Here is a 13,602-nt window from a genome sequence, read left to right as displayed (position 1 = left end):
CCTCCCTGCTGCCTCCCCACAAGGGAGAGGGCAAGGAGGGAAGGTTGCTATCGCTCGCCGGCTACAATTTGCTTCAGAATTTAACGCCCACCCTCCCCCTTGTGGGGAGGGACGGAGCGAAGCGATGGGGAGGGGTTTGATTCCTAAATGTTGCCGCTAAACGTATCACAGCTCTCCAGCTTGCCGCTGTCAAAGCCGCGCTTGAACCACGTAGCGCGCTGCGCCGACGTTCCGTGGTTGAAGCTTTCCGGCACGACATAGCCCTGCATCTTGCGCTGCAGGTTATCGTCGCCGATCTGTTGCGCAGCGTTCAGCGCTTCTTCCAGATCACCCGCTTCCAGAATCCCCTTCTGCTTGGTGAAATGACCCCAGATACCAGCGAAGCAATCGGCCTGGAGCTCGACCCGAACCGACATGGCGTTTGCTTCCGCTTCGCCCATGTTCTGGCGCATCGCGTTGAATTTGGGCAGAACACCAATCAGGTTCTGGATGTGATGGCCGACTTCATGCGCAAGTACATAGGCCTGGGCAAAATCGCCGGAAGCGCCGAACTTCTTGTCGAGTTCGTCATAAAAACTCAGATCGATATAGAGCTTCTTGTCGCCGGGACAGTAGAACGGGCCCGATGCCGCGCTGGCGAAACCGCAGGCTGACCGGACCTGCCCGCTGAACAGGACCATTGTCGGCGCTGGATAGGTCTGGCCCTCGGCCTGGAAAATGCCGCTCCAGACATCTTCCGTCTCGGCCAGGATGGTGCGCACGAATTGCGTCATCTCGTCATTGCTCGTGACCGACGTTTCCCCAGGAGCCGTCTGGCTCTGGCCCGGCACCAGCTGCCCGCCATCACCACCGGAATCGACGAGAATCTGCATTGGGTCGATGTTGGTGCAGAATTTCAGGAACAGGAAGATTGCCGCCAGGATGATAATCCCGGAAAACCCGCCGCCGCGCGCCGTGCGCAGGCCGGAGCCGCCCGGAAGCCGGAACCCGCCGCCGCGGCCGATACCGCCGGGAAACCCGCCGCCGCCTTCGCCGCGTTGATCTTCAACATTGTCACTCTGCCTGCGGCCCTGCCAACGCATTTCCCGTCTCCCGATTACCCCGCCGGCCTTGACCGCCGATACCCTGCACTATCAACAGTATAGTGCGATATTTGTTTCACGCACGGTGCTATTTTTCAACGTGCGGCTGCAACCGATACATAATCAATTTTCGTGACTGATTAATGCAGGACGAAGCCAAACCCGCCGACCAGGTGAAAACTGTTGCGAAAAAGCGTAAAAAGGCGCGTTTTTGGGGTTACGTAGAAGAGAGTCATTGCCTATAAGGCAGCCTTAGCCTCGCATCTGGAATTATGTGTCTGCCCGTACGGTCAAAACCGTGCGGTTTTTTGTGCAGCACGCTGTTGATAGGAACGTACCATGCCAAAACGCACCGACATCAAATCTATTCTGATCATCGGCGCCGGACCGATCATCATCGGTCAGGCATGTGAGTTCGACTATTCCGGCACGCAGGCATGCAAGGCCCTAAAGGAAGAAGGTTACCGCGTCATCCTCGTCAATTCCAATCCGGCAACGATCATGACCGATCCGGAACTGGCGGACGCGACCTATATTGAACCGATCACCCCTGAAGTCGTTGCCAAGATCATCGCCAAGGAGCGGCCTGACGCGTTGCTGCCGACCATGGGCGGGCAGACCGCACTCAACACCGCATTGTCACTGCGCCGCATGGGCGTGCTCGATCGCTACAATGTCGAGATGATCGGCGCCAACGCCGAAGCAATTGACAAGGCCGAGGACCGCGCATTGTTCCGCGAAGCCATGGCCAAGATTGGCCTCGAGACACCCAAATCCATGCTGGCCAACGCCACCGAGGTCAAGGATCTCGACCGCAGGTTGCATCAGGAACAGCGCGAAGCCGTGAAGGCCAAATATTCGGGCGCCGAGCTCGACGCTGCTTTGGACAAACTCGAAACCGAATGGCAGCTCGGCGAAGGCGACCGCAAGCAGCGCTATGTCTCCCATGCGCTCGGCATGGCCGGTAGCGCACTCGACCATGTCGGCCTTCCGGCGATCATTCGCCCTTCCTTCACCATGGGCGGAACCGGCGGAGGTATCGCCTATAACCGCACCGAGTTCTACGAGATCATCGGCAGCGGTCTCGACGCGTCACCGACGACCGAAGTGTTGATCGAAGAGTCAGTCCTCGGCTGGAAGGAATACGAGATGGAAGTCGTCCGCGACAAGGCGGACAATTGCATCATCATCTGCTCCATCGAGAATGTCGATCCGATGGGTGTCCATACCGGCGACTCGATCACCGTTGCACCGGCCTTGACCCTGACGGACAAGGAATACCAGATCATGCGCAACGCCTCGATCGCGGTGCTGCGCGAGATCGGGGTCGAAACCGGCGGCTCCAATGTGCAGTTTGCGGTCAATCCCGAAAATGGCCGTCTGATCGTCATCGAGATGAATCCACGTGTGTCGCGTTCCTCGGCGCTGGCATCGAAGGCAACGGGCTTCCCCATCGCCAAGATCGCGGCGAAACTCGCCGTCGGCTACACGCTGGATGAACTCGACAACGACATTACGGGCGGCGCGACGCCTGCTTCGTTCGAGCCCTCCATCGACTATGTCGTCACCAAGATCCCGCGCTTTGCCTTCGAGAAGTTCCCAGGTGCCGAGCCGACACTCACCACCGCCATGAAGTCGGTCGGCGAAGTCATGGCCATCGGGCGCACATTCAAGGAGTCGCTGCAGAAAGCCCTGCGCGGCCTCGAAACCGGCCTCACTGGCCTCGACGAAATCGCCATTCCGGGCCTTGGCGAAGGCAGCGACAACAATGCCATCCGCGCCGCCATCGGCGTGCCGACCCCGGACCGCCTGCGCATGGTCGGTCAGGCGCTGCGCCTCGGCCTTTCCGTCGAGGAAGTTCACGAAGGTTGCAAGATAGATCCGTGGTTCCTGGAGCAGATGGCCGAGATCATCGCCACGGAAGAGCGTGTGCGCGAACACGGCCTGCCGCAGGATGCGCAAAACCTGCGCATGCTCAAGGGCATGGGGTTCTCCGATGCGCGCCTCGCCAGCCTCGCCAAGGTGGAAGCCAGCGACGTGACAAAGCTGCGCAACAAGCTCGACGTCCATCCCGTCTTCAAACGCATCGATACCTGCGCTGCCGAATTCGCCTCGCCGACGGCCTACATGTATTCGACCTATGAAGTGCCGTTTGCCGGGGCCCTCGCCTCAGAGGCGCAGGTTTCCGACCGCAAGAAGGTCGTCATTCTCGGCGGGGGCCCGAACCGTATCGGTCAGGGCATCGAGTTCGATTATTGCTGCTGCCATGCCGCCTTCGCCCTGCGCGAGGCGGGCTATGAAGCCATCATGATCAACTGCAACCCCGAAACGGTCTCGACCGACTATGACACGTCGGACCGGCTCTATTTCGAGCCGCTGACTGCGGAAGACGTCCTCGAAATCCTGCGCACCGAACAAACCGCCGGAACCTTGCACGGCGTCATCGTCCAGTTCGGCGGTCAGACACCATTGAAGCTCGCCGATGCGCTGGAGAAGGCGGGGATTCCGATCCTCGGCACATCGCCGGATGCGATCGACCTTGCCGAAGACCGCGACAGGTTCCAGAAGCTTCTGGTCAAGCTCGATCTGACGCAGCCGAAAAACGGCATCGCTTACTCGGTCGAACAGGCGCGCACGATCGCCGGTGAACTCGGTTTCCCGCTTGTCGTGCGTCCGTCCTATGTTCTCGGCGGCCGGGCCATGCAGATCATCCACGATGAGCGCGGCCTGCAAAGCTACCTGCTCGACACCGTTCCGGAACTCGTACCGGAAGACATCAAGCAGAAATATCCGAACGACAAGACCGGCCAGATCAATACGCTGCTTGGCAAGAACCCGCTGCTGTTCGACCGTTATCTGACCGAAGCGATCGAGGTCGATGTGGATTGCCTCTGCGACGGCAAGGATACCTGGATCTCCGGTATCATGGAACACATCGAAGAGGCTGGTATCCATTCAGGTGACAGCGCCTGCTCGCTACCGGTCCATTCACTTTCGGCGGAAACGGTTGCGGAGCTCGAAAAGGAAACTGCGGCGCTTGCCAAGTCGCTCAACGTCGTCGGGCTGATGAATGTGCAGTACGCCATCAAGGATGGCACCATCTACGTCCTGGAAGTCAATCCGCGTGCCTCGCGTACCGTTCCGTTCGTCGCCAAGACCATCGGCAAGCCGATCGCCAAGGTTGCGGCACGGATCATGGCCGGCGAAACGCTGGACGGTGCGCTTGCCAATTACGGCGGCAAGCCCTCGACCACAGGGCGCAAGCACATCGCGGTGAAAGAGGCGGTCTTCCCCTTTGCACGCTTCCCAGGCGTTGACACCCTGCTTGGACCGGAAATGCGTTCGACTGGCGAAGTCATGGGCCTCGATTATGATTATGCACTGGCGTTTGCCAAATCGCAGCTCGGCGCCGGTGTCGATCTGCCACGCGACGGAACGCTCTTCGTCTCGGTGCGTGACGAAGACAAGCCGGGAATCCTCCCGTCAGTGAAGCGGCTTGCCGGACAAGGTTTCAAGATTCTTGCGACCGGGGGCACAGCCCGCTTCCTCAAAGAGAATGGCGTCGAGGCTCAGAAGATCAACAAGGTCCAGGAGGGGCGTCCGCACGTCGAGGATGCCATCCGCAACCGGCAAGTGCAGCTGGTCTTCAACACCACCGACAGCGCCAAGGCGATCTCGGATTCGAAATCGCTGCGCCGGGCAACGCTGATGCAGAAGGTGCCATACTACACCACCCTCTCCGGTGCCAACGCGGTGGCGGAAGCCATTGCCGCGCTGAAGGCCGGATCGCTGGAGGTCAGGCCGCTACAGGATTATTTCGTCTGATTCTGAAATCTTGGCTTACGGCAGGGTGACTCCGCTCCTGGAGCCATCCTGTCAATTGCCTGGGCGCGCACGTGCTCGTTTGGTGGGTTACCGGAGATTCGATACTGAGCAGGGAGGCTATGGCTGCGATAAATGTGGAAATCGCCACTAAATCCGTAGGGCTTCCCGGTACATTTCACAAAGACCCGGCAGATCGCATGATAGTTGCCACGGCGCGAGCACTTGCCGCGCCACTCATCACTGCAGACGAGAAAATACGCGACTATATTCACGTCAAAACGATCTGGTGAACCGGCAAGCGAAACCAGTGGCGTTGAAAAGAGGGCTCGCCTCAAACGCCTTCAAGCTGCTCCTCTTCCAGTCCATGCCCCGATGGATCGCTGACAAAGTGCAGTATTTTAGCGAAGACATGGTCATTCTTGTCCTCGCGACCGATATGCACGACTGTTGATTTGGCAAGGTGATCACGCAAGACCGCCGTAACGCGTTGGTAGGCATCGTCCTCCATGCCATCCAGCGCCTCGTCGATCACCACCCAGCTCGGCTTGTGCAGCTTTAGCCGGGCGAAAGCCAGCGATTGTTGTTCGTCGTCACTCAATTCCCTGTCCCACCGCGTGTGGAAATCCAGCATGGTCTCGAGCCTTGTCAAGCCAAGGTCATGCAGGGCAGATATAAGCTCCTCATCGGAAAATCCGTCCTTGCCGACAGGATAGGACATGGCCTCGCGCAAGGTGCCCGGCGGGAAATAGGGCAGACGCGGCATAAAGAGGATGTTTGTGTCTGGAGGCAGACTGACAGTTCCTGCTCCCCATGGCCAAAGGCCCGCGATCGCACGAAAAAGCAAAGTGCGGTCGATCCCCGGTTCGCTGGTGATCAGAACCCGCTCACCTTCTTTCACAACCGCTTTCTTCTCTTTCAATCGGACTGTCGCCCGCGGCGCTGTGATTTTGAGCGAATCGAGGACGATCTCGTTTGAGCCGGATTCCGTGAACTTGATCCGTTGTTCTACACTGTTCCTGACATCGGTGGCTTGCACAGCCTGCCGGAATGAGGTCACGCGTAGGAGTGTTGCGCGCCAGTCGGCGATGGCACCAAAATTATTGACAAACCATTTCAGCGCATCGTGCACCTGATTGAAGGCGCCGATCGCCGCCATCAACCCGCCAAATGACAGGTTCCCGGCAAAGTAAACCGGCGCCGCCACGAGAATAGGCGCGACAATGGTGATCCAGCCATACCCGGAAGTCACCCAGGTTAGTTGCGTGAGCGCTGTGACCAGCAGGCGGATCGCAGCAAGAAGGCTGTCGATATCGAAGCCGATCCTGCGATTCTCGTCAGCTTCTCCGCGATAGAGCGAGATCGCATCGATGTGCTCATTGACCCGCATCAGCGAAAAGCGCAGTTCGGACTCTTTCTGGTAGCGATCCGCATTGAACTTGATCAGCTTGCGCCCGACGAGCCAGCTCAACCAGGATGCGGACGCTGCGTAGATGATAGCTGCCCAGACCATGTATCCGGGGATGGAGAAACTATAACCATAGACGTTGAACACGAAACCGCTGGAGAATGTCCACAGCACGCCGATAAAGCTGATCAACAGGATCGAGGCCTGCAACAGCCCGAACCCAAGATCGGTCGACATTTCCGACAGGTGCCGCGCATCTTCGTGCAGCCGCTGGTCAGGATTGACGCCGATGGGCCCGGAATTGGACAGCTTGAATGCGCGGCGTGGCTGCAGCCATTCACCGACCAGATCCCGGGTAAGGCCTTCGCGCAATTTCAGCCGCGTCATCTGGTTCAGCCAGGTTTGGGCCACATTGAGAACGAGGAGAACCGAAGCAATCCCAAAGAACACCATCAGCTGATCGATGAAGGCGGGAAAATCTCGTCTGGACAGCGAGTCATAAAAAGGCACGTTCCATCGATTCAGCAGTACCTGCCCCGCCGACGTCACGATGATGATACTGAAAACACCGAGGATCATCAGAATCAGCCGGTTGCGGACCGGTGAGATCCAGTAGATATCCCCTATGACGCGCAGCTGGGAGAGGAGCCCGGCTTCCACTTCGCCCGCGACCGAGGTGGCTGTGGATCGGTTCTGTTTCTTCTCCGCCATGAGTTTCCCCCGTGGACGACCGCGATTCGGCCTGTTCACTCTACCATCTACTCTTAAAGTACGTCGGATAGTGCACTGAAATTCAACAGGGAATGTAGAGCCAAAATCCGCTCATACAACCCGCGGCACCTGGCCCTGACGAGAAACGCATTTGAATACGGCTTGTTTTGGCACAAATTCTGTCATATGTATCCGGCATCGATTTTATCGGTCGAGTGACTTTGCGACCTGCGTAACCTGTTGCGCTTCCTGATGAACTCCATTGCATAGGTTCGATTCCCTGGGCCGCATATGTGCATGCTGCCTGTCTTATATATCTGAAAGGAACTTCCCATGGCTTCGGGAACAGTGAAATGGTTCAACAGCACTAAGGGCTACGGCTTCATCCAGCCTGATACTGGCGGTGCAGACGTTTTCGTCCATATCTCCGCTGTTGAACGCGCGGGTTTGCGCGGTCTCAATGACGGCCAGAAGGTCAACTATGAGATCGTACAGGATCGTCGTTCGGGCAAGTCGTCCGCTGACAACCTTAGCGTTGCCGGCTGATAACCGCATACGGGAATCGTCTGATTTCTGAACGCACATGAATTTGAAAAGGCGGGATTTATCCCGCCTTTTTTATTTAAAACCAATAGTTTATCCCATATCTCGGAATCAGTTTCTAACCGGCTTCAACCACAATCTTACCAAAAGGGCCCCGATCGAGATGATCGAGCGCTGCCTCAAACTCATCCATCTTGTAGATTGCATCGATCACAGGCTTTGTCCCTGAAAGATCGAAAGCCCTGACCAGGTCCTCCAGCGCCCGCCGGTGCCCGACCTGTATGCCTTCCACGACAAGGCGCTTGCGCGCGAAGGCGCCAAAGCCGCCGGAAACATCAAGGCCCTCGAGAATGCCGATCAGGGAGATTCGTCCGGCAACCGCCGCTGCATTCAACGATTTCCCGAGATGCGCACCACCAACTGTCTCCAGGATATGATCTGCCCCGTAGTCGCCCGTCAGGCGGTAAACGGCCTCCACCCAATCCTCTCGTTTGCGGTTGATGGCATGATGGGCGCCAAGCTCCCTCGCCCGCGCCAGTTTCTTGTCATCGCCGGAAACGACGATCACTTCCGCCCCGTGCATCAAGCCGATCTGCAAGCCAAAGAGCGATACGCCGCCCGTTCCAAGAACGACCACCTTTTGCCCTGCCCGCAATTTTCCGCGCTCGACGAGCGCCGTCCATGCGGTCAGGCCTGCACAGGGCAAGGTGCTCGCCTCGACATCGCTGAGCGCATCGGGGCCGCGGACCGCCCAATCCTGATTGAGGACGACATATTCAGCCAGTACGCCCTGGAGCGATCCGCCCAGAGTGCGGCCGTTTGGATGGCGCGCCGTCCCGGGCCCGCTACCGTCGATCCAATCCGGCAGGAAGGTGGAAATAACGCGGTCGCCTGTCGCAAAACGTGTCACACCTTCGCCGAGTGCGGCAACAGTCCCCGAGATATCCGAGAGAGGTATTAACGGCTCCATCTGCGGATCCGGCAATCCAAACCCATCATCGACCAGCAATTTGTCACGGTAATTCAGCGAAACCGCCCCAACCTTGATCAATATCTCGCCAGGCCCTGGTGACGGGATCGCCGTCTCGACAAGCTTCAGGTTTGTCCTCCCCGCTGCCGTCAATTGCCAGCGTTTCATTGTCTTCGTCATGCTCTACTGTCCTCGTTTGCGCCCGATTACGGGTTTGAGGACATCAACTTATAGAAGCGAAAGACAATACAGTTGCGCTCATTTCGCGCAATATTGTATCTGATAATTCTACAATAGGAGGTCAGGATGGATCGGCTCGCGGGTATTCAGGAATTTGTTACGGTGGTGGATGCCGGAGGATTTTCTGCCGCCGCCGATAAGCTGCACCTGTCTCGCTCGGCCATCGGAAAGACAGTCGCGCGGCTGGAAGAGCGGCTGGGCGTACGCCTATGCCATCGCACGACCCGCAATTTCAAGCTGACGGGCGATGGTCACGCCTTTTACGAACATTGCGTTCGGGTCCTTGCCGCCGTGGATGCTGCGGAAAATGCAGTGACGCCCGAAAAGGGCGAACCGTCAGGCCGCCTGCGCATCAGCGTGCCGGTGCTCTTCGGCCGTCGCTGCGTGGCGCCTGTGGTGTTCGATCTCGCGCGCCAATATCCGGCGCTGCGGTTTGATATGTCGTTCACCGACCGCCCCGTCGATCTGATCGAAGAAGGTTACGACCTCGTTGTGCGCAATGCCGTCTTGCCCGATAGCGCGGTTCTTACCGCCCGAAGGATCGCCCGGCAACGCATGACGATCTGCGCTTCGCCGTCCTATCTCGCCGCTCGTGGAACGCCAGCCTGCATGGAAGATATCGCCAGCCATGAAGCGATCGTCTATGGCCGCGACGGCACCACACGGCCGTGGCTATTTCCGGACAGCAAGGGTGGCTCCTATGCCGCGCCGACACGGAGCCGTATCGTTCTCGACGATCTCGAAGCGGCAGCCGATGCTGCCGCCGGCGGCCTTGCGCTTGCCTGGCTGCCGTGCTGGCTCATTCGCGACCGGGTTCAGGATGGCAGTCTTGTCAGGGTCCTCCCCGATGTCGAACCGCTGGTTTTCGATACCTTTGCCGTTTGGCCGAAAGCGCCCTTCATGCCTGCGCGCTTGCGCATTCTGATCGATGCGCTGGCCGAGCGCCTGCCGGGCATGACAGGCACCGACAGGGAGATCAAGTCGAGCGGCTGATCAATCAGGAAGCCAGCCAATGGGAACATGGCCCTCATCGCCGGCAACGCGGCTCAGCCATTTCGACACCGATGGATAGGCGGAGAGATCATAGCCGCCGCGATTGGCCTCGTGCGTATAGGCGTAGAGCGCTATGTCGGCGAGGCTGATGGTGCTGCCCGTGAAATAGGGCGTCTTCTGCAACTGGCTTTCCATGACGAGCAGTGCCTTGTTACCACCCTCAAGCGTTGCCGCCAGGCGTTCCGGCGTCGCGTCCTTGGCCCGCTCCGGATAGACCAGCAATGCGCGTCTGACGGCGATATTCGGCTCGTGCGTATACTGCTCGAAGAACAACCATTGATACATCAACGCCCGCTCGTAGCTGTCTTCCGGAATAAACCGGCTGCCCTCGGCCAGATGGAGCAGGATGGCATTCGATTCTGCCAGAAACCGCCCGTCGTCCAGTTCAAGCAGCGGCACCTTGCCGTTCGGATTCTTCGCCAGATATTCCGGTTTGCGTGTTGAACCATCGGTTGAAGAAATGGCAATGTGCTCAAAAGGCACCGCCAGTTTTGCCATCAAAAGCCGTGGCTTGTAGCAATTTCCGGAATCGATTTGCGAATAGAGTTTTGGCATGGCTCTGGTCTCCTGTGGCGGGCGAATATTCCCGCTACTTCCCGGTCTGTCCAATCATTTTGATTGAAGCATCGTGTAAACATCACTGATGTTTTCAGCGTTCCATGTCACACACTGCACAGAAAGTGCGCGATGTGAACCCTTGCACACATGCTTTCGCTTGCGATTCGCCCGCCATTGCGACATAGCAGGCCCGCAAACCGTCTACCGGTCATCAAACCCTCGTTACTGGAGAACGATACCATGGCATTCCTCGCAGACGCCCTTTCCCGTGTGAAGACTTCCGCAACCATTGCGATCACCCAGAAAGCCCGCGATCTGAAAGCCGAGGGCCGGGACGTCATATCGCTCTCCGTCGGCGAGCCCGATTTCGATACGCCGGACAACATCAAGGAAGCCGCCATCGCGGCCATCCGCCGTGGCGAGACCAAGTACACGCCCGTTGCCGGCATCCCGCAGCTGCGCGAAGCCATCGTCCGCAAGTTCAAGCGCGAGAACGAACTTGAGTACAAGGCGAACCAGGTGATCGTCGGCACTGGCGGCAAGCACGTCATCTACAATGCCCTGCTCTCGACATTGAACCCCGGCGATGAAGTCATCTGCGTTGCGCCCTACTGGGTCAGCTATCCGGAGATGGTCGCGCTGTGCGGTGGCACCCCGGTCATCGTTTCGGCCGTGCAGAAGAACGATTTCAAATTGCAGCCGGAAGATCTGGAGCGGGTCATTACGCCGAAGACCAAGTGGATCATCATGAACTCGCCCTCGAATCCGTCGGGCGCCGCCTATACATGGGACGAGATGAAGAAGCTCACCGACGTCCTCATGCGCCATCCGCATGTCTGGGTTCTGACCGACGATATGTACGAGCATCTCACCTATGGCGACTTCAAGTTCGTCACGCCCGCGCAGGTCGAGCCGAACCTCTATAACCGTACGCTGACAATGAATGGCGTGTCGAAAGCCTATGCCATGACCGGCTGGCGCATCGGTTATGCTGCAGGTCCGCTCGAACTGATCAAGGCCATGGACATGGTGCAGGGTCAGCAGACATCCGGCACAAGCTCCATCTCGCAATGGGCGGCAGTGGAAGCCCTCGACGGAACGCAGGCTCACTTGACCGTGTTCAAGAAGGCATTCGAAGCACGCCGCGATCTCATCGTCTCGATGCTCAATCAGACCAAATTGCTTGAATGCCCGAAGCCGGAAGGCGCATTCTACGTCTATCCGTCCTGCGCAGCGGCAATTGGCAAGACCGCACCGTCTGGCAAGGTCATCGCAACGGACGAGGATTTTGTCAGCGAGTTGCTGGCGACCGAAGCTGTCGCCGCTGTGCACGGATCGGCTTTCGGCCTTGGACCGAACTTCCGCATCTCCTACGCCACCTCCGATGCCAATCTCGAAGAGGCCGGCAAGCGCATTCAGCGCTTCTGCGCCAGCCTTCGCTGAGATCGGCATGAAGAGGGGCCTCGCGGGCCACTTTTTTTTCATTCCTCAAATATTGTCCTGAGCGTCACAAGGGTGGTTTTGAGCGTATTGGCAGACACTTGACCCAACTTTTTCACTAGGCGTTGTTTGTCGATCGTCCGAACCTGGTCGAGGAGCACCAGCCCATCCTTGCCTTGAAAGCGCAGAGCTACCCGGAAACCGGCTGGACGACTTCCCGTTGTCATCGGCGCCGCGATAATCGTGCGCAAATGGTCGTGCATCTCCGGTGGTGAAATCACGAGGCAGGGCGAGTTTTCTGCTGCCGATCGTGGGGTCCAGATTCACAAACCAGACGTCACCGCGTTTCACCATTTAAGTTCGCGGTCGTCTTCATTTGAAAATTCCGGCCAGACAAGAGCGTCGTCTCCCTCATCTGCTACCCGTTTCGCATCTTCCGGCCAGCCAGCGCGCAGTTCGCTGTGAACGGGTGTTATGATGATGCGGCCGTCCTCGACAAGCATATCCACCTTGTCGCCAGGCTTCGACCCGATTTCGGCAAAGAACGGCTTGGGGATGATCACCCCCGACGAATTTCCTATTTTTCGTACCGCACTTTTCATCGTCAAGGCTCCATAGTTCCAACATTGTTGTGACATCCATCGTCATGGGTGACAATGCGGTTCAACGAACAAGGGTGATGGCCAAACTTCACGGCATTGTGTGACACCAATGATCGAAAACTGCGTATTTTCGCAGCGAAATCTCTTCGCAAGGAATAATCATGGTCGCTATCCACCGAAAGCCCGCCTGGGCAATCTCCGAAGCCTTGGCAACACCGGAAGATGCATTTCTCAACAGACGGACGATTCTAAAGGCCTGGGGCTTGGGCACACTGGCGGCCACGGCCTATGCAGCCCTGCCTAAATCGGCGCGTGCCGAGGGTGAACGCAAACCCGCAGGCAACCCTGCCCTCTATCCGGCAAAGCGTAACGAAGCTTACAAGCTGGACCGCAGCCTTACCCCGGAAGAGATCAGCTCGAAATACAATAATTTCTATGAGTTTGGTGGCAGCAAGGACATCTGGACTGAAGCGCAGACATTGATCACCAATCCATGGGATATCGAGATTGATGGAATGGTTGAAAAACCATTCACGATTGCCTTTGCAGACCTGGAGGCAAAAATCCCCCTGGAAGAAAGGCTCTACCGGCATCGCTGCGTCGAAGCCTGGTCGATGACCGTGCCATGGACGGGTTTCTCCTTGGCAAAGCTGGTCGAGTTTGCCAAACCCATGGCTTCAGCAAAATATATCCGCTTCGAGACATTCAACGATCCGTCGATGGCGAGCGGGCAGAATGGCTTTCTCTACACCTGGCCCTACGTCGAAGGCGTGACAATGGCGGAAGCTGTCAATGAATTGGCGTTCGTCGTAACAGGCGTCTACGGCAAACCCCTGCTCAATCAATTCGGCGCGCCAATCCGCCTGGCGCTTCCTTGGAAGTATGGCTTCAAATCGGTGAAGTCGATCCGCAAGATCACATTCACTGACGAACGTCCCGTAAGCTTCTGGGAAGGCCTTGCATCGAATGAATATGGCTTCTGGGCCAATGTTAACCCGGAGGTTGCCCATCCGCGCTGGAGCCAGGCGCAGGAACGTGTGTTGCACACGGGAGAAACGGTTCCGACCCTGCTGTTCAATGGCTATGGCGAACAGGTGGCGTCACTCTACGAGGGATTGGAAAGCGAACCGCTTTATCGATGAGATGAACTTGCCCCTGAAAAGAAAAGAGGCC

The 13,602-nt window shown here is 57.8% G+C and carries 12 protein-coding genes; 6 read left to right on the top strand and 6 right to left on the bottom strand.

From position 1 onward, the window contains the following. Positions 1-143: 143 nt before the first annotated feature. Positions 144-1,082, bottom strand: coding sequence for a KPN_02809 family neutral zinc metallopeptidase (gene ypfJ, locus BLM14_RS04315; RefSeq protein WP_099998250.1), 939 nt, complete (start codon positions 1,080-1,082; stop codon positions 144-146). Between the two features lie 339 nt (positions 1,083-1,421). On the opposite strand from ypfJ, the gene carB reads away from it, so the two are divergent. Then, positions 1,422-4,907, top strand: a complete 3,486-nt coding sequence (gene carB / locus BLM14_RS04310; RefSeq protein ID WP_099998249.1) for a carbamoyl-phosphate synthase large subunit — start codon at positions 1,422-1,424, stop codon at positions 4,905-4,907. A gap of 119 nt (positions 4,908-5,026) precedes the next feature. Further along, on the top strand, positions 5,027-5,197 hold the full coding sequence (locus BLM14_RS04305) for a PIN domain-containing protein (RefSeq protein WP_237143457.1): 171 nt from the start codon (positions 5,027-5,029) through the stop codon (positions 5,195-5,197). Positions 5,198-5,238: 41 nt separating this feature from the next. On the opposite strand, the gene BLM14_RS04300 is transcribed toward BLM14_RS04305, so the two are convergent. Then, complete coding sequence (locus BLM14_RS04300; protein ID WP_099998247.1) at positions 5,239-7,023, bottom strand: ABC transporter ATP-binding protein/permease; 1,785 nt, start codon at positions 7,021-7,023, stop codon at positions 5,239-5,241. Positions 7,024-7,356: 333 nt separating this feature from the next. Here BLM14_RS04300 and BLM14_RS04295 point away from each other — a divergent pair, with 333 nt between their 5' ends. Then, positions 7,357-7,569, top strand: a complete 213-nt coding sequence (locus BLM14_RS04295) for a cold-shock protein (protein WP_099998246.1) — start codon at positions 7,357-7,359, stop codon at positions 7,567-7,569. Between the two features lie 115 nt (positions 7,570-7,684). Here BLM14_RS04295 and BLM14_RS04290 read toward each other — a convergent pair whose 3' ends face one another. Next, a complete protein-coding gene (locus tag BLM14_RS04290) occupies positions 7,685-8,716 on the bottom strand; it encodes a zinc-dependent alcohol dehydrogenase family protein (protein WP_099998245.1) in 1,032 nt (343 codons plus the stop codon). Between the two features lie 126 nt (positions 8,717-8,842). On the opposite strand from BLM14_RS04290, the gene BLM14_RS04285 reads away from it, so the two are divergent. Further along, positions 8,843-9,769, top strand: a complete 927-nt coding sequence (locus BLM14_RS04285; protein ID WP_099998244.1) for a LysR family transcriptional regulator — start codon at positions 8,843-8,845, stop codon at positions 9,767-9,769. On the opposite strand, the gene BLM14_RS04280 is transcribed toward BLM14_RS04285, so the two are convergent. Further along, on the bottom strand, positions 9,770-10,384 hold the full coding sequence (locus BLM14_RS04280; RefSeq protein ID WP_099998243.1) for a glutathione S-transferase family protein: 615 nt from the start codon (positions 10,382-10,384) through the stop codon (positions 9,770-9,772). It lies immediately after the preceding gene. Positions 10,385-10,627: 243 nt separating this feature from the next. Between BLM14_RS04280 and BLM14_RS04275 the strand changes: the two genes are divergently transcribed. Further along, positions 10,628-11,830, top strand: a complete 1,203-nt coding sequence (locus BLM14_RS04275; RefSeq protein WP_099998242.1) for a pyridoxal phosphate-dependent aminotransferase — start codon at positions 10,628-10,630, stop codon at positions 11,828-11,830. Positions 11,831-11,868: 38 nt separating this feature from the next. Here BLM14_RS04275 and BLM14_RS04270 read toward each other — a convergent pair whose 3' ends face one another. Together BLM14_RS04270 and BLM14_RS04265 are read right to left on the bottom strand one after the other, a co-directional pair. Beyond that, entirely contained in the window at positions 11,869-12,078 is a 210-nt protein-coding gene (locus BLM14_RS04270; protein ID WP_237143456.1) for a type II toxin-antitoxin system PemK/MazF family toxin, read from the bottom strand. Between the two features lie 96 nt (positions 12,079-12,174). Further along, complete coding sequence (locus BLM14_RS04265) at positions 12,175-12,429, bottom strand: AbrB/MazE/SpoVT family DNA-binding domain-containing protein (RefSeq protein WP_099998241.1); 255 nt, start codon at positions 12,427-12,429, stop codon at positions 12,175-12,177. Positions 12,430-12,590: 161 nt separating this feature from the next. Between BLM14_RS04265 and msrP the strand changes: the two genes are divergently transcribed. Next, on the top strand, positions 12,591-13,571 hold the full coding sequence (gene msrP, locus BLM14_RS04260; protein WP_099998240.1) for a protein-methionine-sulfoxide reductase catalytic subunit MsrP: 981 nt from the start codon (positions 12,591-12,593) through the stop codon (positions 13,569-13,571). Positions 13,572-13,602 lie beyond the last annotated feature (31 nt).

Source organism: Phyllobacterium zundukense (genome assembly GCF_002764115.1).
GTDB lineage: Bacteria > Pseudomonadota > Alphaproteobacteria > Rhizobiales > Rhizobiaceae > Phyllobacterium > Phyllobacterium zundukense.
Note: the sequence above shows the minus strand (reverse complement) of the source record. Positions and strands in the feature narration are given on the sequence as shown.

Excerpts from the sequence above, each read along its gene's own strand:
- ypfJ (WP_099998250.1), bottom strand. The coding sequence starts at position 1,082 with ATGCGTTGGCAGGGCCGCAGGCAGAGTGACAATGTTGAAGATCAACGC.
- carB (WP_099998249.1), top strand. The coding sequence starts at position 1,422 with ATGCCAAAACGCACCGACATCAAATCTATTCTGATCATCGGCGCCGGA.
- BLM14_RS04305 (WP_237143457.1), top strand. The coding sequence starts at position 5,027 with ATGGCTGCGATAAATGTGGAAATCGCCACTAAATCCGTAGGGCTTCCC.
- BLM14_RS04300 (WP_099998247.1), bottom strand. The coding sequence starts at position 7,023 with ATGGCGGAGAAGAAACAGAACCGATCCACAGCCACCTCGGTCGCGGGC.
- BLM14_RS04295 (WP_099998246.1), top strand. The coding sequence starts at position 7,357 with ATGGCTTCGGGAACAGTGAAATGGTTCAACAGCACTAAGGGCTACGGC.
- BLM14_RS04290 (WP_099998245.1), bottom strand. The coding sequence starts at position 8,716 with ATGACGAAGACAATGAAACGCTGGCAATTGACGGCAGCGGGGAGGACA.
- BLM14_RS04285 (WP_099998244.1), top strand. The coding sequence starts at position 8,843 with ATGGATCGGCTCGCGGGTATTCAGGAATTTGTTACGGTGGTGGATGCC.
- BLM14_RS04280 (WP_099998243.1), bottom strand. The coding sequence starts at position 10,384 with ATGCCAAAACTCTATTCGCAAATCGATTCCGGAAATTGCTACAAGCCA.
- BLM14_RS04275 (WP_099998242.1), top strand. The coding sequence starts at position 10,628 with ATGGCATTCCTCGCAGACGCCCTTTCCCGTGTGAAGACTTCCGCAACC.
- BLM14_RS04265 (WP_099998241.1), bottom strand. The coding sequence starts at position 12,429 with ATGAAAAGTGCGGTACGAAAAATAGGAAATTCGTCGGGGGTGATCATC.
- msrP (WP_099998240.1), top strand. The coding sequence starts at position 12,591 with ATGGTCGCTATCCACCGAAAGCCCGCCTGGGCAATCTCCGAAGCCTTG.